The following is a 20,172-nucleotide window of genomic DNA, read 5'->3' on the forward strand; positions in this document are numbered from 1 at the left end:
CACCCCCCTTCACCAAAAAACACCACGCACGCCCATTGACCCCCAACTGACACGCGTCACACGATGACTCCGCGCGCATACCTACTGGTCGGTAAAACGTTGCCGTGGAGGTCGTCACCGTGCTCAGAACCCGAGCCGCCCTGCTCACCGCCGCCATCGGCACAGTGGCGGCAACCCTGACCGTGCCCGCCACCGCGGCCGCAGCCACGCCCACCCCGGGCCAATACACCGTCACCGCCCTGAAGTTCACGGTCGACACAGGTGATCGCACCTGCGTCGTGGACGCCGACCTGTACCGCCCGGCCGGGGCCGACGCGGCGCACCCCGCGCCCGCCGTGCTCACCACGAACGGCTTCGGCGGCAACAAGTCGGACAGCACCGGCGACACCGCCAAGGCGTTCGCGCAGCGCGGGTACGTAGGACTCGCCTACTCCGGGCTCGGCTTCGGCAAGTCCGGCTGCCTGATCTCCCTGGACGATCCGCGCATCGACGGCAAGGCCGCCTCGGCCCTCGTCGACTTCCTCGCCGGCACCCGCGCCGCCGACGACGGCACCAAGGTCGACTACGTGACCACGGACAAGAAGGGCGACCCACGCGTCGGCATGATCGGCGGCTCCTACGGCGGCGCCGTCCAGATGGCCACCGCCTCCGTCGACCACCGGGTCGACGCCCTCGTCCCGATGATCACCTGGAACGACCTCGCCTACTCCCTCGACCCGCAGAACGCGGCCGACCGGAGCGTCCCCGGCGTCTTCAAGTGGCAGTGGACCAACGGCTTCTACCTGATCGGCGAGGGGCAGCCGCTGCTCTCGCCGTCCCTCGACCCGTCCCGTATCAACAAGCTGACCTGCCTGCACTTCGTCGACGACGCCTGCGAGACGATCCGCACGCTGAACTCCGGCAGCTACCCCGCCGACAAGACGGCGGCCCTGCTCGCCTACGCGCGCGGCGTCTCCCCGGTCACGTATCTGAAGGACGTGAAGGCGCCCACGCTGCTCGTCCAGGGCCAGACGGACAGCCTGTTCAATCTGAACGAGGCCACGGCCACGTACGACACACTGCGCGAGCAGGGCACGACGGCGAAGATGATCTGGCAGTCGTGGGGGCACAGCGGTGGCCTCACCGACCCGGCCTCCGGTGAACTCAACCTCTCCCAGGGCAACCTGGAGACCAGCTACGTCGGCAAGCGGATCCTCGCCTGGTTCGACCGGTACCTGAACCGCAAGAAGGCTGTCGACACCGGACCCGCCTTCGCCTACTACCGCGACTGGATCACCGACCCGAACCGGACCTACGCCACCGCCTCCTCCGTCCCCGCCCTGTCCCGCACGCTGTACCTGTCCGGCGACGGCAAGCTCGTCGACAACCGTAAGAAGGTCGCCCGCGGCAGCCGCGAGTACCGCAACTGGCTCATCCCGACCAGCCACTCCGAGTCCTCCCTGGCCGGCACCATCGGTTTGCCCGACCCGGCCCCGCACGACACCAGGGGCACCTACCTCGACTGGACCACCGAGCCGCTCACCGGGGCCACCGACGTGGTCGGATCGGCGAAGGCCACCCTCAAGGTGATCTCGCCGAGGACCGAGCGCGTACAGAACTCCGGGGACGCCGCCGACAAGCTCGTCCTCTTCGCGAAGCTGTACGACGTCGCGCCCGACGGCACGAAGACCCTCGTGCACCGGCTGGTGGCCCCGGTGCGGGTCCCCGACGTCACGCGCCCCTTCACCGTCACGCTCCCGGGCATCGTGCACCGCTACGAGAAGGGGCACCGCATCCAGTTCGTCGTCGCCGCCAGCGACGACGCGTACGGCGGCAACAAGGGGATCAAACCGGTCACCGTCACCAGCTCGCCCGACGACACCGGCACCGTGGAGCTGCCCGTCGTCCCGTAGGTCACCCTATGTAGTGGCCCGTCACCCGGACGGTCCCTCGGCCGGTGCGAGATCGCCGCCTCCCCGCACATGCTGGGCGGGGAGGCGGTGTCGGCCTCCGGGGGAACGACGGAAGGGTCCACCGATGAGCCCGAAGGACAGCGCGAGCACCGCGAAGAGCGGTGGCTCCAATGCGTTCACGCCGGCCAGGATCGCGGTCCTGGCGCTCTTCGTCCTCCTGCTGGTCTTCATCTTCGAGAACACCCGGGAGGTGAAGATCCGCCTGCTCATCCCCGAGGTGTCCATGCCCCTGTACATGGCGCTGCTGATCACCGCGATCATCGGCGGGATCTGCGGGGGCTACTTCGTGGCGAGGAGGCGCAAGTGACGGCGCGAGCCACGGCGCACGCGATGCGACGACGGGTCGCGACCGTGACCGCGGGGGCCACCCTGGCCCTCACCGTCTCGGCTGGCGCCGCGGTGGCGGCCGCGGGCCCGCCGATGCCGGAGTTCCGCGGGCGCGGCCTGATGCACGTCTTCTCGACGGTCGACTACCGCACAAGAGTCGACGTGACGGACGTCAGCGGCCTCAAGCGGCATGTGCTGTGGCCAATGAGCTGGAAGGTCTGCACCCAGTCCCCGGCCGCCGGCAAGGCGATCGGCGACGAAGGGGTGCGCATCGGCGTCGTCAAGCACGGCGAGAAGTGCCCCACGGCGGTCGCCCGCTAGCCCCTCCGTACGCTGGGCCGATGACCGATGATCTTGACTATGTCGCCGAGGGCACCCGCGTGGGCATCCGCCCCTACGCCCTCACCGACGCCGAGGAGTTCACCGCGCGCTCGCGCGAGAGCCGCGACCTGCACCGGCCCTGGCTCTTCCCGCCCGACGGTGCCGACGCCTACGCAACGTACGCGGGCCGGCTCATCGAGGACCCGACGAAGCACGGATTCCTGGTGTGCGACCGGGAGAGCGGAGCCATCGCCGGGTTCATCAACATCAACAACGTCGTGCAGGGCGGCTTCCGCTGCGGCGCCCTCGGCTACGGGGCCTTCGCGCACGCCGCCGGGCGCGGACTGATGTCCGAAGGGCTCGCGCTCGTGGTCCGGCACGCGTTCGGACCGCTCGGCCTGCACCGCCTGGAGATCAACGCGCAGCCCGCCAACACCGCGTCGATCGCGCTCGCCCGCCGCGCGGGATTCCGCCTCGAAGGCTTCTCGCCGGACTTCCTCTTCATCGACGGGGCCTGGCGCGACCACGAGCGATGGGCGATCACGGCGGAGATGGCCGCCGCAGCTACCGGCGCGACTTCCGGTTGACCTTCATGGTGTCCATGTCGGTCACCGTCGAGCGCAGCTCCCCATGCCCGTAGCCACGCTCCGCCAGATACGCCTCGGCCCGCTCCTCGGCGAGCGCGCCCGCCATCTCGTCGCCGTCGTCCGGGTCTGACTCGACGACGTAACGCATGGAGAAGTGCTTGAGGGTGCGGTCGTACGCGAGGGAACCCTCGGGCCCGAAGCGCATGCCCGCGATGCCCTCGTGCTCGGCGACCTCGGCGAGCAGCCGCTGCCTGGCCTCGTCGGTGAGACCCTCGAAGGTGGCGCGGACGATGACGCGGTAGGTGTGGCTCTCGGCCATGGCGGGCGGTGCTCCTCGTGCTGCTGCGTACGTCGTGAAACGTCTCGCTACGTCTTGCTACGTCTTGAAAGCGCCAGCGTACGTCGAAGAGGATGCGACGCATGCGGAATATCGTGGCCGTCGACGCCCCCTCCAACCTGGGCCTTCGCCCGCCCGTCCCCGGCACCGTGCCCGGCTGCTACAAGCTGGCCGGCGCGCTGCGCGAGCACGGGATCGTGCGCAGGCTCGGCGCCTTCGAGGGCGGGGTCGTCGTCCCGCCGCGCTACGACCGGGGCGACTGGCAGGAGGGCGACGGCGTGTTCAACGCCGCCGCGATCGCCGCGTACACGGTCAAGCTCGCCGACCGGATCGAACGGCACGTACGGGAAGGGGAGTTCGCGCTCGTGCTGGGCGGCGACTGCTCCATCCAGCTGGGCGCCGCGCTCGCGCTGCGCCGCATCGGACGGTACGGGCTCGCCGCCGTGGACGCCTCCGCCGACTTCCGGCACCCGGGGAACTCCGACCGGGTCGGCGCCGCGGGCGGCGAGGAGCTGGCGCTCGGGACGGGGCGCGGGCAGTCGGACCTGACCGACATCGAGGGCCTGCGGCCGTATCTGCGGGACGAGGACGTACGCCTCTTCGGCGGCCGGGACGCCTTCGAGGACGACCGGGCCGAGCTCGCCGCGCTCAAGATCCCGAACGTGACCGTGGGGGAGCTGCGGCAGTGGGGCGTGGACGACGTCGTGCGCGGCTTCGTGCAGAGCCTGGAAGTACCGGTCCTGGACGGGTTCTGGGTGCATCTCGACGCGGACGTGCTCGACCCGTCCGTCATGCCCGCCGTCGACAGCCCCGACCCCGACGGTCTGCTTCCCGACGAACTCCTCGCGCTGCTGCGGCCGTTGCTCGCCTCGCCGCGCTGCGTCGGCATGAACGTCACCATCTACGACCCCGACCTCGACCCGGAGGGCACGGCGGGCGCCCTCCTCACCGACCTGATCGTGGCCGCCTTTGCGCAATCCTGACCGGGGCAGCCCCTGGCCAGCTCCCCGATGACCATGTTCGATGGTCGTCGGGGCGGGCGGCGCCCCTGGCGACAGGAGGCTCCCCCATGACCGAGATCCGCCGTGAGGTGCTGACCCTGCCGGGCGCGGAGGTGGGCCGCGACAACCCGCTGCCGCCGCTGCGGCCCCTCGACGAGGTGCACGAACTCGACGAGCGGACCAGGGCGGAGCTGCCGCTCGACATGGCCCGGCAGGTCGGCTACCGGCCGTTGCGCAGCGTGCTGCCCGAGCGGATCCTGGACGGGTACGGACGCGACCGGGCGCCGGTCGACCTCGACGCGATCGTGATCGAGAACGAGCGCCTGCGGGTGACGGTCCTCCCCGGCCTCGGCGGCCGCATAGCCTCGCTCGTCCACAAACCGAGCGAACGAGAACTCCTCTACCGCAACCCGGTGTTCCAGCCCGCCAACTTCGCGCTGAACGGCGCCTGGTTCTCCGGTGGCATCGAGTGGAACATCGGCGCCACCGGACACACCACCCTCTCCTGCGCGCCCGTGCACGCCGCGCGCGTCACCGCTCCCGACGGCGGCGAGATGCTGCGCCTGTGGGAGTGGGAGCGGCTGCGCGACCTGCCGTTCCAGGTGGACCTGTGGCTGCCCGAGGACTCCGACTTCCTCTACGTGGGCGTCCGCGTCCGCAATCCGCACGAGAAGCCCGCGCCCGTCTACTGGTGGTCCAACATCGCGGTGCCGGAGGACCGGCGGGTGATCGCCCCGGCCGAGGAGGCCTGGCACTTCGGGTACGAGCACACGCTGCGCACCGTGCCGGTGCCGGAACATGAAGGCGCCGACCGCACCTACCCCCTGGGCAGCGAGTTCCCCGCCGACTACTTCTACGAGGTCGAGGACGGGCGGCGCCGCTGGATCGCGGCCCTCGACGACGTGGGCCACGGCCTCGTGCAGACGTCGACCGATCTGCTGCGCGGCCGGAAGCTGTTCGTGTGGGGCAGCGGCCCCGGCGGCCGGCGCTGGCAGGAGTGGCTCACCGAGCCGGGCACGGGCGGCTACGCGGAGATCCAGGCCGGGCTCGCGCGCACGCAGCTGGAGCACGTACGGCTGGAGTCGGAGGGTGAGTTCAGCTGGCTGGAGGCGTACGGGCCGCTCGCCGTGTCCGCGGAAGCGGTTCACTCGACGGGGAGTTGGGGCTCCGTGGTCGAGGAGGTCGGCGGCCGGCTGGAAGAAGCGCTGCCGCGGGCCGACGTCGACGCCGCCTACGAAACGTGGCGGACGGCCTGCGCCGACGCGGAACCGGGGGAGCGGCTGGCCGTCGGCTCCGGCTGGGGAGCGCTCGAAGTCCTGCGCACGGGGCTGAAGTTGCCGGGCACGCCGTTCGACGAGTCGACGCTCACCGACGCGCAGGCGCCCTGGCGCGAACTCCTGGAGACCGGCGCCTTCCCCGAGCAGCGCCGGGTCGGTCCGCCCGGATGGACGCTCGTCGCCCCCGCCTGGCGCGACATGCTGGAGACGGCACCGGCCCGCCCGCTGGCCGAGTACCACCTCGGCGTCGCGCAGTGGCACGCCGGGGATCAGGCGCAGGCCGTGCGCAGCTGGGAGCGGGCGCTCGAACTCGCCCCGTCCCAGTGGCCGTTGCTGCGCTGCCTGGCCGTGGCCGACGCGGAGGGCGGGCACGGCGAGCGCGCGGCCGACCGGTACGCCGCCGCGTTCGACGACCTGTGCGCGGAACGGCGGGACGACGGGGCGATGTGGGTGGCGGTGACGGCGTCCCTGGGGCGTGAGGCGATCGCGGCGCTGCTGGAGGTGGGCCGCGTCGAGGCGGCCCGGGCCGTGTGGGGCCGGTTGCACGCGAGCACGCGGGAGCAGGGCCGGTTCCGTCTGCTGGAGGCTCGACTGCTGCTCGCGGAGGGCGATGCGGGGGCGGCGCGAGCCGTCTTCGATGCCGGGTTCGAGGTGGCGGATCTGCGCGAGGGCGAGGAGACGATCGGGGACGCGTGGGAGAAGGTGGCGCCGGGGGAGCCGCTGCCCGCGGGCCTCGATTTCCGGATGCGGCCCTGACGGAGAGCGCCGACGGGGAGGGGCCGTGCCGATCCGCGGAGCGGCACGGCCCCTCCCCGCGTGCGGTCAGACCAACTCACCCTCCCTGGCGACCACTTGACCGCCGTGCACGACCACATCGCGCTGCGGCATGTCCACCACGACCTGCGGCACGCACTCGCCCCGCACCAGCACGAAGTCCGCAGGAGCGCCGGGCCTGAAGTCCGCGTGGTCCAGGCCCATCACGTCCGCGCCGCCGTGCGCGCCGACCGTGTAGCAGGCGGAGAGTTCGTCGTCGAGGCGTACATCGGTGACCCAGCCGAGGATGTGCGCCCGGTGCAGCATGTCCGCGTTGCCGAACGGGCTCCACGAGTCCCGTACGCCGTCCGAGCCGAGTCCGACCCGCACCCCGTGCTCGTGCAGCTTGGTGATCGGCAGGACCAGCGACTCGTTCGGCGCGACCGTCGTCAGGGCGATGTCCAGGTCCGCCAAGTCGCCCGCCATCGTGTCCAGTTCGGCCTCGCCGAGGAACGGCAGGCAGAAGACGTGACTCACCGTCACCTTGCCCCGCAGTGACAGCGCCCGGGTGCGCTCGATGATGCCGCGCAGCACCTTCGTGCCCTTCTCGTCGCGGTCGTGGAGGTGGATGTCGACACCGACGTCGTACCGGTCGGCCAGATCGAAGAGCAGGTCGAGCTGCTCGTCCATGGCCTGGTCGAAGCTGATCGGGTCGATGCCGCCGACCATGTCGACGAGACCGCCGCGCGCCGCGTCCTTCAGCAACTGCGCCGTGCCGGGCGTGCGGACCACGCCGTGCTGCGGGAAGGCGACGATCTGTACGTCGAGCGCGTCGGCGAGCCGTTCGCGTGCCTCGGCGACGCCCTCGACACCGGCGAGGCCGTAGGCGGGCGCCACGTCCGCGTGGGCCCGCATCGCGCGCGTACCTCGCGTCACGGCGTGCGCCATCAGGCCGTACGCCCGCTCACCGACCGGGCGGCTCTGGGTGCGGAACACCTCGACGTCCTGCGCGCAGTAGTCGGCGATGCCGCTCGCGGGCTTGCGCGTGATCCAGTCGCTGCCCCAGGTCGTCTTGTCGGGGTGGATGTGCGCGTCGACGAGCGAGGGCAGCGCGATGCGGCCGCCGCCGTCGATGACCTTGGCGCCGCGCGGAGCCGGCTGGTCGGAGACGCGGCCGTCGATCACCGTCAGGTCGACGGCCTCCTTCGCGGCGAACGGGCGCACGTCACGGAAGACCACGGCCTTCTTGGGCCGCCCGTGATCCTGCCGCGCCGACTCGGCGGCCTGCGCGGCGGTCGGGGTGAAGGCGGCGCCGAGCGAGGCGGCACCGCCGGTGAGGACACCGCGCCGGGACAGGGGAGGGGGAGTCATGGCTTCTCCTGGTGAGCGTGAGTGTGAGGTTGCGGAAGGGTGGTGCGGCGGGTGCGTCAGAGCGCGATGCCCGAACGGACCACGTGCGACGGGGACTTGAGCAGCCCCGGGTCCTTCAGCGGGTCGCCGGTGAGCAGGACGACGTCGCCGGCGTGGCCGCGGGTCAGCCGGCCCGCGGTGCCGGTGAGGCCGAGCAGGCGCGCGGCCCCGGTCGTCGCCGTGCGGATCGCGTCCAGCGCGGACAACCCCGCCGCGTGCATCAGCTCGACCTCGCCGCCGATGGGGGAGACCGAGCCGCCCGACGAGTCGGTGCCCGCCGCCAGCGGCACCCCCAGCTCGTGCGCGGCCAGGACGGCCCTCTTCAGGATCGGCAGGTACGTGCGGCCGCGCTCGGCGAGCACCGGGTCCGAGGACTTCGCGAGTCCCGCCATCGCGGTGAGGGTGGGGGTGAAGTACGTACCCCTGCGGCGCATTTCGTGCAGCGTGCGCTCGCCGACGAAGACGCCGTGCTCCAGGGAGCGGATGCCGGCGGTCACCGCGTCGTGGCAGCCCGCCTCGCTGTAGCTGTGGCAGAGCACGCCCTTGCCGCCGCGGCGGGCGGCCGCCACCACCTCGGCGAGCTGCTCGTACGAGTAGACCTGCGCGAGCGGGTCCTGCTCGGGCAGGCCCGCGCGCTCGTTGACCCGGGTCTTGACGACGTCGGCGCCGCGCGCCAGGTTCACCTCGACGACCCGGCGCAGCGCGTCGGCGGACCGCACCCCGTTCTTGAGGCGGGCGAGCGGGGCGAGGTCCGGGTCGGCGAGGATCGTGTCGCCGAGGTCGGGCGTGACGAAGATGCCGGCGGCCTTCAGGCGGGGAGCCTGTTCGGGGGCCTGACGGGCCAGCTCCCGCACGGCGACGTCCTGGAAGAAGTTCGTGGAGCCGCTGCGGGCGCTGGTCGCGCCCTTGCGGACGGCGTCACGGGCCTCGGCCGCGGTGTTGAGGTGGATGTGCGCCTCGACCAGGCCCGGCAGCACCCACCGGCCGTGCGCGTCCAGGCGCGGGACGCCGTCGGGTACGGCCACGGCGGCGCGGGCGCCGGACGCGCGGACCACGCCGTCACGGATGACGACGACCGCGTCCTCGGTCACGTCGCCGGTCGCCGGATCGAGCAGGGTGCCGCCTTCGACGACCAGGTCACCGGCGCGGGCGGCGCGGCGCGGTGCCGCGGCCGCCTGGGACGTACCGGCGCCGAGCGCGGCCGCGGTGCCCGCGAGGGCCGCGGAGGCGGCGAGCACGCCGCGGCGGGTCAGTCGGTTCGGCGGGGGTTCGGTGGGCTCGACGCACATGGGAGCTCCTTGGGGGGAGGAGGAGACGGCCTGGCCCCAGCTTTGTATACCAGGACAAGAAGCGCGGCAAGATCCGCGTCACTTATGCCCAAAAAATGACGTGCGAGGAGAGGGCTTGAGGGGAAGTGATCAGTCTTCGGTATACAAACTGGCTTCGTCGCCGAAGAGGGACCGCACGGCCACCGCACGGCTGTCCCGCACGTGCAGCAGGGTGCTCGCCGCCGCCGACTCGATGTCGCCCGCCGCGATGTGCCGGAACATGTCGGCGTGCTGGGCCCGCATGTGCGCCGGTTCCGCGCGCATGCCGAACAGGAGCTGCAGCTGCCAGCTGAGCTGCTCCATCGTCCGGGACAGCAGCGGATTGCCGGCGAGCGCCACGATCTCCTCGTGGAACGCGGTGTGCGCGGCCACCTCGTCGGTCGCCTCGTCGTCCCCGGCAGCCCGCTCGGCCCGCTCCAGGCAGGCCCGCAGCGCGTCGAGGTCCACAGCGGCGGGTGCCGCGGCCGCCACCGCGCCCGCCGCGAGCCGCGAGGCCTGCACGGCGAGCGGCTCCCACACCTCGTACAGATGCCGTACGTCGGCCCGCTCCAGGCTCCGTACCCGTACGCCGCTGTGCGGCAGAAGCTCCAGCAGACCCTCGGCGACGAGCGCGCGCAGCGCCTCGCGCACCGGCACCCGGGACATCTCCAGCTCCTGGGCGACCTCACGCTCGACGAGGCGCGAGCCCATCGGGTAGCGCCGGTCGACGATCCGCTGCCGCACCGCCTCGCGGGCCTGTGCGCTCAGGGACGTCCGCACCTGTCCCGCTGGTGTTCCGTTACCGCTCGCCGTCACGTGCACCGTCCTCAACCCTCGTGCTCCGGGTGAGGATACGTGGAGCCGGGTGCGCTCACTCCGCGGCGGGCGCCTGCCGGTCCACGTACTCGAAGACGGACCCGTCGGGGTGCAGGGCGATCAGGTTGCGCCCCGCCGGGCTCGGCACCGGGCCCGCGATGACCTTCGCGCCCGACGCGGTGAGCACGGCGTGCGCCTCCTCGACGTCGGGCACGGCGATGGTGGCCGACACCTTGCGGAGCACCTCCAGCTCCGTGGCGGGGCCGCTCATCAGGAGGAAGCAGCCGACCGCGGCCACCGAGACCCCGCCCCGCTCGAAGCGCAGCGCTCTGCTGCCCGTGAGGCGCTCGTAGAACGCGACAGAGGACTCGAGGTCCTCTACGCAGATGCGCAGCGTGGTGCCCAGGATCTCCATGACTTGGCCCGTGCCACCTCTCCGACCGGCTCTTCGGGCTTGCCACGATTTCATGATTGCCGCCGTCGCCGCTACCAACTCCGGTGTCCGGATGCGGCTTTGATCGGCGGCGATCACTCCTCACGTCCTCACTCCTGCTGTACGGGGAGCAGACCGCGTTCCTCGAAGACCTTCTTGGCGACGGCGGTGGCGTTCAGCGCCCGGGGAAAGCCGACGTAGCCGGACGAGTGCAGCAGGGCCTCGACGATCTCCTCGGGGGTCAGGCCCACGTTGAGCGCGGCGTTGACGTGCACCTCCAGCTGCGGTTCGCAGCCGCCGAGCGCGGTCAACATGCCGAGCGTGACCAACTGCCGGTCGCGCGGCGGCAGCGCGGGGCGGCTGTAGATCTCGCCGAAACCCCAGGAGACGATCTGGTGGGCGAGTTCGGGGTTCACATCGGCGAGCGAGTCGATGACGCGGCGCCCTCCGGCGCCGCTCACCCGGGTCAGGGTCTCCAGACCGCGCTCGAAGCGCGCCTGGCGGGTCTCCCCGGTCTCCCCGGTCTCCCCGGTCTCCCCGGGCTTCTCGTCAGCGGGCTCGGTGCTCATGAGGGGCCTCTTCCGTAGGAGTCTCGGTACCCGTTATGAGGTGCGCGGGCAGGGTATCGGCGCCTCTTACGGGACGAGCCAGCCTGCCTGCTCGATCACCGCGCGGGCCACCTGGATGACGGTGCGGTTGTCCGTCGGGATCCGGAGCGTGTTCTCGGGCACGCCGTGTTCCAGCCTCGTCGCCATCGACCGGCTTCGCTCCAGCTGCTGTTGCAGCTCCGAGCCCTGTTCGCGTGTGGTGAGCCGGGCTCGTACCGTCTCGTCCGTCGCCGTCAGCAGGACGCGTACGACGCGGAGCGGATCCGGGGCCAGCGCCGTCGTGAACAGTCGCGTCTCGCTCGCCAGGACCGATGCCGTGTTCGTGTAGACGAGGCGGTGATGGCCCAGTGCCCGGTAGTTGCGCCACAGCGCCGCCAGGTTGCGCCGCGTCAGGTCGGGACGGGTCGGGTGGGCCGCGTCCAGGAAATCGCCCTCCAGGTACGCGTGCGCCACGTCCGCGGCCCGCAGTTGCGCCGCGACCTCCCAGCCCACCGACGACTTCCCGGCGCCGGAGCGGCCGCCGATCAGGAGCAGTTCGACCGTCATGGCGGGAGCGTATGCGGCAGCGCGCGTTTGGTGGCGGTCGGGTCGGGGACGCGGGAGGTCCGTAGTCGTGCCGGGCGGGGGAGAAATGGAGGAGAGCCGTGAGCCGGACGCGCGTCGTGATCGTCGGTGCGGGGTTCGCCGGGTACCGGGCCGCCCGCACCCTGACCCGGGTGGCCCGCGGGTCCGTCGAGGTCACCCTGCTCAATCCCACCGACTACTTCCTGTACCTGCCGCTGCTGCCGCAGGTCGCCGCCGGGACGCTCGAACCGCGGCGCGTCACCGTCTCGCTGGCGGGCACGCTGCCGCACGTCCGGCTCGCGCTCGGCGAGGCCGACGGCGTGCACCTCGACGGGCGGCACGTCTCGTACGTGGACCCGGAGGGCGGCCGGGGTGCCCTGGAGTACGACCGGCTCGTGCTGGCCGTCGGCAGCGTCAACAAGCTGCTGCCGGTGCCGGGCGTCGCCGAGCACGCGCACGGGTTCCGCGGCATGCCCGAGGCGCTGTACCTGCGGGACCACGTGACCCGGCAGATCGAGCTGGCCGCCGCGGCGCCCGACCCGGGCGGCTGCCGGTCCCGCTGCACCTTCGTCGTGGTCGGCGCCGGGTACACCGGGACCGAGGTCGCCGCGCAGGGGCAGCTGCTGACCGACGCGCTGGTGCGCAAGCGGCCGCTGCGGCAGGGCATCAGGCCGCGCTGGATGCTGCTCGACATCGCCCCGCGCGTGCTGCCCGAACTCGATGAGCACCTGTCGCGCACCGCGGACCGAGTCCTGCGCGAGCGGGGCGTCGAGGTGCGTACCGGTACGTCCGTGAAGGAGGCCACCGGGGACGGAGTGCTGCTCGACGACGGGGAGTTCGTCGACACGCGCACCCTGGTGTGGTGCGTCGGGGTGCGGCCCGATCCGCTCGTCGCCGGTCTCGGCCGGCCGCTGGAGCGCGGGCGGCTGCTCGTCGACCCGTATCTGAACGTGCCCGGGCACCCCGAAGTCTTCGCGTGCGGGGACGCGGCCGCCGTCCCGGACCTGGAGAAGCCCGGCGCGTACACGGCGATGACCGCGCAGCACGCCTGGCGGCAGGGCCGCGTCGCCGGGATCAACGTCGCGGCCTCGATCGGCCGCGGCGAGCGGCGCTGCTACCGGCACAAGGACCTCGGCTTCACCGTCGACCTGGGCGGGGTGAAGGCCGCCGCGAACCCGCTCGGCATCCCGCTGTCCGGACCGCTCGCGGGCGCCGTCACCCGCGGCTACCACCTCGCCGCGCTGCCCGGCAACCGCGTCCGGGTCGCCGCCGACTGGCTGCTCGACGCCGTACTGCCGCGCCAGGCCGTCCAGTTGGGGCTCGTCCGCTCCTGGTCCGTGCCACTCGACACGACGTCGCCCGAACTGGCCCGCGTGACCGGCGACCCCACAGACCCGTCCCACGGAGGAACCAAGTGACCACGTCCCCCACCGCCTACACCACCGACGAACTGCGCGACCTGGGAGCACAGTTGAGGGTCGACTCGATCCGCGCGGCCGACGCCGCCGGATCCGGGCACCCCACCTCGTCCATGTCCGCGGCCGACCTGATGGCCGTACTCCTCGCCAAGCACTTCCGCTACGACTTCGAGCGCCCCGCCCACCCCGGCAACGACCGCTTCATCCTGTCCAAGGGGCATGCGTCGCCGCTGCTGTACGCGGCGTACAAGGCGGCCGGCGCCATCGACGACACCGAGCTGCTGACCTTCCGCGGGCTCGGCAGCCGCCTCGAAGGACACCCGACGCCGCAGCGCCTGCCCTGGGTCGAGACCGCCACCGGCTCGCTCGGCCAGGGCCTGCCCATCGGGGTCGGCATCGCCCTGTCCGGCAAACGGCTGGACCGGATCGGCTACGGCGTCTTCGTGCTGTGCGGCGACAGCGAACTCGCCGAGGGCTCCGTGTGGGAGGCCGCCGAGCACGCGGGACACGAGCACCTCGACAACCTCACCGTGATCGTCGACGTCAACCGGCTCGGACAGCGCGGGCCCACCCGGCACGGCCACGACCTCGGCGCGTACGCGCGGCGCTTCGAGGCATTCGGCTGGCACACCATCGAGATCGACGGGCACGACGTCACCGAGATCGACCACGCCTGCGCCGAGGCCCGCGCCACCGCGGGACAGCCCACCGCGATCATCGCCCGGACACTGAAGGGCAAGGGCGTCGCCTCCGTCGAGGACCGGGAGGGCCTGCACGGCAAGCCGCTGCCCGACGCGGCCGCGGCGATCGAGGAACTGGGCGGCGACCGAGGCATCCGTGTGCGGGTCCAACAGCCGCCCGCCGCAAGGGCGTTGCACGCCGTGCGCACCGGCCACCTCGACCTGCCGCACTACGAGGTCGGCGACGAGGTCGCCACCCGTAACGCGTTCGGTGAGGCCCTCGCCGCGCTCGGCTCGGCCCGCGGTGACGTCGTCGCGCTGGACGGTGAGGTCGGTGACTCGACCCGCACCGAGTTCTTCGCCAAGGAACACCCCGAGCGGTACTTCGAGTGCTACATCGCCGAACAGCAACTCGTAGCCGCGAGCGTGGGGTTGGCGGTGCGCGGCTGGGTTCCGTACGCGTCGACGTTCGGCGCGTTCTTCACCCGGGCCCACGACTTCGTGCGGATGGCGGCGATCAGCGGAGCGGGGATCAACCTGGTCGGCTCGCACGCGGGCGTCGCCATCGGGCAGGACGGGCCCTCGCAGATGGGACTGGAGGACCTGGCGATGTTCCGGGCCGTGCACGGGTCGACGGTGCTGTACCCGTGCGACGCGAACCAGACGGCCCAACTGGTTCGTCGTATGGCCGAGTTGAGCGGTGTCCGCTACTTGCGCACCTCGCGCGGCGCCGCGCCGGTCATCTACCCGGCGCACGAGGAGTTCCCGGTGGGCGGCAGCAAGGTGCTGCGCGCCGACGACGGCGACCGGGTCACGCTCGTCACCGCCGGGGTCACCGTGCACGAGGCGCTGACCGCCGCGGACGAGCTGGCCGCCGCGGGGATTCCGGTCCGGGTGATCGACGCGTACTCGGTGAAGCCCGTGGACCGGGTCGCCCTGCGGGACGCCGCGCGGGCCACCGGGTGCCTGATCACGGTGGAGGACCACCGGGAGGAGGGCGGCCTCGGGGACGCCGTCGCCGAGGTGTTCGCCGACGGCAGCCCCGCGCCGCGGCTCGTGCGGCTCGGGGTGCGGGTGATGCCGGGGTCCGGGACGCCGGAGGAGCAACTGCGCGGGGCCGGGATCGACGCGGCGGCGATCTCCGCGGCGGTGGGGTTGCTGGTGGAGCAGCAGGTGGCGCCGTGACGTGTCCCGCGGTCCCGTCCGCCGCCGTCCGGCAGGGAACCCGGCAGACGCACCGGCGAAGGGGCGCGGGGAAGCGCGTCATGGGGGAAGCGAAATGCACGTCGGAAGGAGCATCAGGAGTGACCGGCACCTACATCTACGGCATCGCGAGCGCCGACCACCCGGCGCTGCCCGACGGCATGGGCGGCATCGGTGAACCCGCGCGCGAGGTGCGCATCGTGAAGGAGGGCCCGCTCGCCGCGATCGTCAGCGAGGCCCCCGAAGACCTGCGGCCCAGGCGCCGCGACCTGCTCGCCCATCAGAGCGTGCTCACCGAGGCGGGCGCCGGCGGCACCGTGCTGCCCATGCGGTTCGGCAGCCTCGCCCCGGACGAGGAGTCCGTCGCCGGTGTGCTCGCCGAGCGTCTGGACCACTACCAGGAACGGCTGGGCACACTCGACGGCAAGGTCGAGTACAACGTCAAGGCGCGGCACGACGAAGAGGCCGTCCTGCACCGCGTGATGGCCGAGGACGCCGAGGTGCGCACCGTGACCGAGGCCAACCGGCAGATGGGCGGCGGCACGTACGAGGAGCGGCTGCGGCTCGGCGAGTTGGTGGTGGCCGCCGTACAGGCCCGTGAGGCCGCGGACGCGGTGGAGGTGCAGCGCCTGCTCGAACCGTCCGCGGAGGCGGTGTCGACGGGCCCCGAGAGCACCGGCTGGCCGGCCGACGTCTCCTTCCTCGTCGACCGCACTGCGGCCGAGCACTTCCTCGCCGCCGTCGACAAGCTCCGCACCAGCCACGCGCACCTGGAGTTCACGGTCAACGGCCCGCTCCCGCCGTACAGCTTCATGGAGCCGGGGCCGTCCGCACCCGCGGGCAGCCCGGAGTAGAAGCGGCGGAGCGCGCACGGCCTGCGGCCCGGGGCCGGACATCGACCTCGGGCCGCGGGGACCGCTGTTCCTCGCAGGCCTACTTACGGGCCAGGATCTCCCCGTGCAGCACGGTGAACCACGCGTCGTCGTGCGTGCCCCACTCCCGCCACGTCTCGGACACGGTGGTCAGCTGCTCGGGCGTCGCGTGCCCGCCCTCCGTCGCCCGGTCGGCGTACGCGGGGGCGACCGTGCGGTCCGCCCACAGCCCGCTCCACCACGCGATCTCGTCCGGCGCCGCGTAGCACCACGTGCCCGCCGAACACGTGACGTCCTCCCGCGCGAAACCGGCCCGCATGGCCCAGGACTTCAGGAAGCGGCCGGCGTCCGGCTCGCCGCCGTTGGCGCGGGCGACCCGGCGGTACAGGTCCTGCCAGTAGTCCATCCCGGGCAGCTGCGGGAACCAGGAGAACGCCGAGTAGTCGGAGTCCCGCGCGGCGACGATCCCGCCCGGCTTCGTCACCCGCCGCATCTCGCGCAGGGCCTGCACGGGGTCACCCACGTGCTGCAGGACCTGGTGGGCGTGCACCACGTCGAAGGTGTCGTCCTCCCACTGCAGCGCGTGCACGTCGGCCGTGGTGAACTCGGTGTTCTCCAGGCCGCGTTCGGCCGCCGTCGCGCGGGCCTGCTCCACCACGCTCTCGGCGTAGTCGGCGCCGACCACGAGCCCCTCGGGCACCAGGGCGGCCAGGTCGGCGGTGATGGTGCCGGGCCCGCAGCCGATGTCCAGGATCTTCATGTCCTGCTTGATCGTGCCCGAGCCGAGGAGGTAGGCCGCCGAGTTCAGGGCGGTGCGCCAGGTGTGCGAGCGCAGTACGGACTCGTGGTGTCCGTGGGTGTATACGGCGGTCTCCTGCGACATGGCCCGATCCCCTTCACGATGCGACGTCTCGGTCCGCCTTCACGGCGCGACCCACCGCCCGGGGGCGAGTGCCCCGGGCGATGGGATCACCGTACGCTCGATGGCCGCATCCTGAGACCTCCGTCTCACAGTATGGTCAGCGGGCGGAACACGCGCAGGGCCTCGTGGTCCTTCTCGATCGTCAACCGGGCTCCGCACGGGCCGACTTCACCGTCGTACGCGAGCGGGGTGCCCGGCGTGATCCCGTCCACGCGCAGCCTCGTCATGCGGGTCGCGGTATGGAACGGGGAGCGGGACAGCGGTCCGGAGAGCGCCGCCGCGAGGAGCCGGACGCCGGGCAGCCGGCCGCCGCTGACGGTGCGGACGTCGAGCAGCCCGTCGGCGAGGTCCGCGCGCCGTCCTGCCGTCAGGCCCATCCGGCGGTAGGTGCAGTTGCCCGCGAACAGCAGCCACATCTTGCGCTTCTTGCCGCCCATCTCGACGTCGAGCGGGTGGTCGCGGCGCAGCACGTGCACCGCCGCCACGACGTCCGCGAGCCGCCCGCCGACCCGCGCCGACCAGCGTTCGCGCTCGTGCACCAGCTCCGGGTAGGCGCCGAGGCTGAAGGTGTTGAGGAAGATCCCCGAGGTCTGCGCCGAGTGAAAGCGGCCCACGTCGACCGCGACCGCGTCGCCGCCCTCGACGGCCCGCACCAGGTCGCTCACGTCCTCGATGCCCAGGTCGTAGGCGAAGTGGTTGAGCGTGCCGCCGGGCAGCACCGCCAGCGGCAGCCCGTGCTCCAGGGCCACCGTCGCCGCCGTGTTCACCGAGCCGTCGCCGCCCGAGATGCCGAGCGCGCGGGCGCGCGGTGCCGCCTTCTGCAGGACCTGGGCGAGGTCGCCACCGGTGAACTCGACGATCTCCGCCTGCGGCAGCGCGTCCGCGAGCGCCTTCACCTTCTCCGGCGTCCCGGCGTTCGTGTTCACCACCAGTACCAGGCCCTCGCCGCCCGGCAGCGTCGGCACGTCGTCGACGAGGGGCCGCCCCGGCGACGGCATCTGGTCGCGCGTCGGGACCAGACCCCGTACGGCGAACGCGGCACCCACGCCGAGCGCCGCGCCCGCGAGCACGTCGCCCGGGAAGTGGGCACCCGTGTAGACGCGGGAGGCGGCCACGGAGAACGCCACCGGCGCGAGGGCCGCGCCCCAGCCCCGCGACTCCAGGGCCACCCCGGTCGCGAACGCAGCGGCCGACGCGGCGTGGCCCGAGGGGAAGGAGGTCGTGAACGGCTGCCGCTTCAGCCGCCGGGTCAGCGGCACCGGGTCGAGCACGGGCCGGGCCCGGCGCACCGACCGCTTGCCGAGCGTGTTGATGGTCGCCGACGCCACGGCCAGCGACGCGACACCGCGCACGGCGGCCCGGCGGGCCCGCGGCGATCCGCTCATGGCGAGGGCGCCGCCGATCGCGAACCAGAGCACGCCGTGGTTCGCGGTGCGGCTGAGCCGGGGCAGGACGCGCTCGGCGCCGGGCCAGTTCGATCCGGCGGCGAACTCGAAGACGCGCCGGTCGAGGGCGGCGAGCCGGCCCCGCAGGGACGGGCCCGGGCGGGTCACGTCCGGCTTGGGCGTGGTGAGGTCGGCGAAGAAGTCGGCACACATGTGACGACGGGTACCCCGAGCGGGGCCTCGCATCCGGCTCCGGCCTGCCAATTCATTTGCCCGTCACCCGCACGGGCGTCCAGAATGCGGGATCATGGGACATCTGGAAGCCGCGCACCTCGAGTACTACTTGCCGGACGGGCGGGCGCTGCTCGGTGACGTCTCGTTCCGCGTCGGCGAGGGCGCGGTGGTCGCCCTGGTGGGGCCGAACGGAGCGGGCAAGACCACGCTCCTGCGCCTGATCTCCGGCGAGATCCAGCCCCACGGCGGCTCCGTCACGGTCGGTGGCGGCCTCGGGGTGATGCGCCAGTTCGTCGGTTCCGTACGGGACGAGACCACGGTCCGTGACCTCCTCGTCTCCGTCGCCCAGCCCCGTATCCGTGAGGCGGCGCAAGCGGTCGACAAGGCCGAGCACGCGATCATGACCGTCGACGACGAGGCCGCGCAGATGGGTTACGCGCAGGCCCTCGCCGACTGGGCCGAGGTCCAGGGCTACGAGGCCGAGACCCTCTGGGACATGTGCACCACGGCCGCGCTGGGGATCCCCTACGACAAGGCCCAGTTCCGCGAGGTGAGCACGCTCTCCGGCGGCGAGCAGAAGCGGCTCGTCCTGGAGGCCCTGCTCCGCGGCACGGACGAGGTCCTCCTCCTCGACGAGCCGGACAACTACCTCGACGTTCCGGGTAAGCGCTGGCTGGAGGAGAAGCTCCGCGAGACCCGCAAGACGGTCCTCTTCGTCTCCCACGACCGCGAGCTGCTCTCCCGTTCCGCCGAGAAGATCGTCAGCGTCGAGCCCGGGCCCGCCGGTGCCGACGCCTGGGTGCACGGCGGCGGCTTCGCCACGTACCACGAGGCGCGTCGTGAGCGCTTCGCCCGCTTCGAGGAGCTGCGGCGCCGCTGGGACGAGAAGCACGCGCAGCTCAAGAAGCTGGTCGTGAACCTTCGCCAGGCGGCCTCGGTCAGCCACGAAATGGCCTCGCGGTACGCGGCCGCGCAGACCCGCCTGCGCAAGTTCGAGGAGGCCGGTCCGCCGCCGGAGCCGCCGCGCGAGCAGGACATCACGATGCGCCTGAAGGGCGGCCGCACCGGCGTGCGGGCCGTGACGTGCAAGGGCCTGGAGCTGACGGGCCTCATGTCCCCCTTCGACCTGGAGGTCTTCTACGGCGAGCGGGTCGCGGTCCTCGGTTCGAACGGCTCGGGCAAGTCGCACTTCCTGCGCCTGCTCGCGGGCGACGACTCGGTGGCCCACACGGGCGAGTGGAAGCTCGGCGCCCGCGTGGTCCCCGGCCACTTCGCCCAGACCCACGCCCACCCGGAACTCCGGGGCCGCCCCCTGCTCGACATCCTCTGGCGCGACCACGCCAAGGACCGAGGCGCGGCGATGTCCCTGTTGCGCCGCTACGAACTCACGGCCCAGTCCGAGCAGAAGTTCGAGCGCCTCTCGGGCGGCCAGCAGGCCCGTTTCCAGATCCTGCTCCTCGAACTGGAGGGCGCCACGGCCCTGCTCCTTGACGAGCCCACGGACAACCTGGACCTGGAGTCGGCAGAGGCCCTTCAGGAGGGCCTGGAAGCCTTCGACGGCACGGTCCTGGCGGTCACCCACGACCGCTGGTTCTCCCGCTCCTTCGACCGCTACCTGGTCTTCGGCTCGGACGGCAAGGTCCGCGAAACCCCGACCCCGGTCTGGGACGAACGCCGAGTGGAAAGGCCCCGCTAGCCGCCGCCGCCTCCGGCAACGGCGGGTTGCCGAGGGGCGCGGGGAACTGCGCGAGCAACCACGACGAGC

General features: G+C 72.5%; 19 protein-coding genes. 10 read left to right on the plus strand and 9 right to left on the minus strand.

The genetic code is table 11. The features are described 5' to 3' along the window. Positions 1–119: 119 nt before the first annotated feature. The 4 genes from B072_RS0115305 (at position 120) to B072_RS0115320 (ending at position 3,187) form a co-directional block, all read left to right on the plus strand. Positions 120–1,892 (plus strand): alpha/beta fold hydrolase, encoded by a 1,773-nt coding sequence (locus B072_RS0115305; RefSeq protein WP_420707540.1) that lies wholly within the window; start codon positions 120–122, stop codon positions 1,890–1,892. A 124-nt stretch (positions 1,893–2,016) separates the two neighbouring features. After that, positions 2,017–2,259 (plus strand): LapA family protein, encoded by a 243-nt coding sequence (locus B072_RS0115310; RefSeq protein WP_018530836.1) that lies wholly within the window; start codon positions 2,017–2,019, stop codon positions 2,257–2,259. After that, positions 2,256–2,600, plus strand: a complete 345-nt coding sequence (locus B072_RS0115315; RefSeq protein ID WP_018530837.1) for a hypothetical protein — start codon at positions 2,256–2,258, stop codon at positions 2,598–2,600. Before B072_RS0115310 ends, B072_RS0115315 begins: the two co-directional genes overlap by 4 nt. 20 nt (positions 2,601–2,620) lie before the next feature. After that, a complete protein-coding gene (locus tag B072_RS0115320; RefSeq protein ID WP_018530838.1) occupies positions 2,621–3,187 on the plus strand; it encodes a GNAT family N-acetyltransferase in 567 nt (188 codons plus the stop codon). Here B072_RS0115320 and B072_RS0115325 read toward each other — a convergent pair. After that, positions 3,165–3,506, minus strand: a complete 342-nt coding sequence (locus tag B072_RS0115325) for a DUF6204 family protein (RefSeq protein ID WP_018530839.1) — start codon at positions 3,504–3,506, stop codon at positions 3,165–3,167. The genes B072_RS0115320 and B072_RS0115325 overlap by 23 nt on opposite strands. 101 nt (positions 3,507–3,607) lie before the next feature. On the opposite strand from B072_RS0115325, the gene B072_RS0115330 reads away from it, so the two are divergent. Together B072_RS0115330 and B072_RS0115335 are read left to right on the plus strand one after the other, a co-directional pair. Beyond that, complete coding sequence (locus B072_RS0115330) at positions 3,608–4,507, plus strand: arginase family protein (protein WP_018530840.1); 900 nt, start codon at positions 3,608–3,610, stop codon at positions 4,505–4,507. Positions 4,508–4,593: 86 nt separating this feature from the next. Further along, positions 4,594–6,558, plus strand: coding sequence for a DUF5107 domain-containing protein (locus tag B072_RS0115335; protein WP_018530841.1), 1,965 nt, complete (start codon positions 4,594–4,596; stop codon positions 6,556–6,558). Positions 6,559–6,624: 66 nt separating this feature from the next. Here B072_RS0115335 and B072_RS0115340 read toward each other — a convergent pair whose 3' ends face one another. From B072_RS0115340 to B072_RS0115365, 6 genes are all read right to left on the minus strand, one after another. Beyond that, positions 6,625–7,926, minus strand: coding sequence for an amidohydrolase (locus B072_RS0115340; protein WP_018530842.1), 1,302 nt, complete (start codon positions 7,924–7,926; stop codon positions 6,625–6,627). 56 nt (positions 7,927–7,982) lie between these two features. Beyond that, positions 7,983–9,254, minus strand: coding sequence for an amidohydrolase family protein (locus tag B072_RS0115345; RefSeq protein ID WP_018530843.1), 1,272 nt, complete (start codon positions 9,252–9,254; stop codon positions 7,983–7,985). 129 nt (positions 9,255–9,383) lie between these two features. After that, positions 9,384–10,088: a GntR family transcriptional regulator gene (locus tag B072_RS0115350; protein ID WP_234018861.1), complete on the minus strand. Its 705-nt coding sequence runs from the start codon at positions 10,086–10,088 to the stop codon at positions 9,384–9,386. Positions 10,089–10,143: 55 nt separating this feature from the next. After that, a complete protein-coding gene (locus B072_RS0115355) occupies positions 10,144–10,503 on the minus strand; it encodes a VOC family protein (protein ID WP_018530845.1) in 360 nt (119 codons plus the stop codon). Positions 10,504–10,631: 128 nt separating this feature from the next. Next, entirely contained in the window at positions 10,632–11,090 is a 459-nt protein-coding gene (locus B072_RS0115360; RefSeq protein WP_018530846.1) for a carboxymuconolactone decarboxylase family protein, read from the minus strand. A gap of 66 nt (positions 11,091–11,156) precedes the next feature. Further along, positions 11,157–11,675, minus strand: a complete 519-nt coding sequence (locus tag B072_RS0115365; RefSeq protein ID WP_018530847.1) for a hypothetical protein — start codon at positions 11,673–11,675, stop codon at positions 11,157–11,159. 98 nt (positions 11,676–11,773) lie between these two features. Between B072_RS0115365 and B072_RS43280 the strand changes: the two genes are divergently transcribed. From B072_RS43280 to B072_RS0115380, 3 genes are all read left to right on the plus strand, one after another. Continuing rightward, positions 11,774–13,111: an NAD(P)/FAD-dependent oxidoreductase gene (locus B072_RS43280; protein ID WP_018530848.1), complete on the plus strand. Its 1,338-nt coding sequence runs from the start codon at positions 11,774–11,776 to the stop codon at positions 13,109–13,111. Further along, positions 13,108–14,976, plus strand: a complete 1,869-nt coding sequence (locus tag B072_RS0115375) for a transketolase (RefSeq protein ID WP_018530849.1) — start codon at positions 13,108–13,110, stop codon at positions 14,974–14,976. Before B072_RS43280 ends, B072_RS0115375 begins: the two co-directional genes overlap by 4 nt. 80 nt (positions 14,977–15,056) lie before the next feature. Further along, positions 15,057–15,848, plus strand: a complete 792-nt coding sequence (locus B072_RS0115380; RefSeq protein ID WP_051127185.1) for a GvpL/GvpF family gas vesicle protein — start codon at positions 15,057–15,059, stop codon at positions 15,846–15,848. Between the two features lie 79 nt (positions 15,849–15,927). Here B072_RS0115380 and B072_RS0115385 read toward each other — a convergent pair whose 3' ends face one another. Beyond that, positions 15,928–16,749, minus strand: coding sequence for a class I SAM-dependent methyltransferase (locus tag B072_RS0115385; protein WP_018530851.1), 822 nt, complete (start codon positions 16,747–16,749; stop codon positions 15,928–15,930). A gap of 125 nt (positions 16,750–16,874) precedes the next feature. Continuing rightward, complete coding sequence (locus B072_RS0115390) at positions 16,875–18,386, minus strand: bifunctional phosphatase PAP2/diacylglycerol kinase family protein (protein ID WP_018530852.1); 1,512 nt, start codon at positions 18,384–18,386, stop codon at positions 16,875–16,877. A 94-nt stretch (positions 18,387–18,480) separates the two neighbouring features. On the opposite strand from B072_RS0115390, the gene B072_RS0115395 reads away from it, so the two are divergent. Then, positions 18,481–20,103 (plus strand): ABC-F family ATP-binding cassette domain-containing protein, encoded by a 1,623-nt coding sequence (locus B072_RS0115395; RefSeq protein WP_018530853.1) that lies wholly within the window; start codon positions 18,481–18,483, stop codon positions 20,101–20,103. The last annotated feature ends 69 nt before the right edge of the window (positions 20,104–20,172 follow it).

This window comes from Streptomyces sp. HmicA12 (genome assembly GCF_000373565.1).
Lineage (GTDB): Bacteria > Actinomycetota > Actinomycetes > Streptomycetales > Streptomycetaceae > Streptomyces.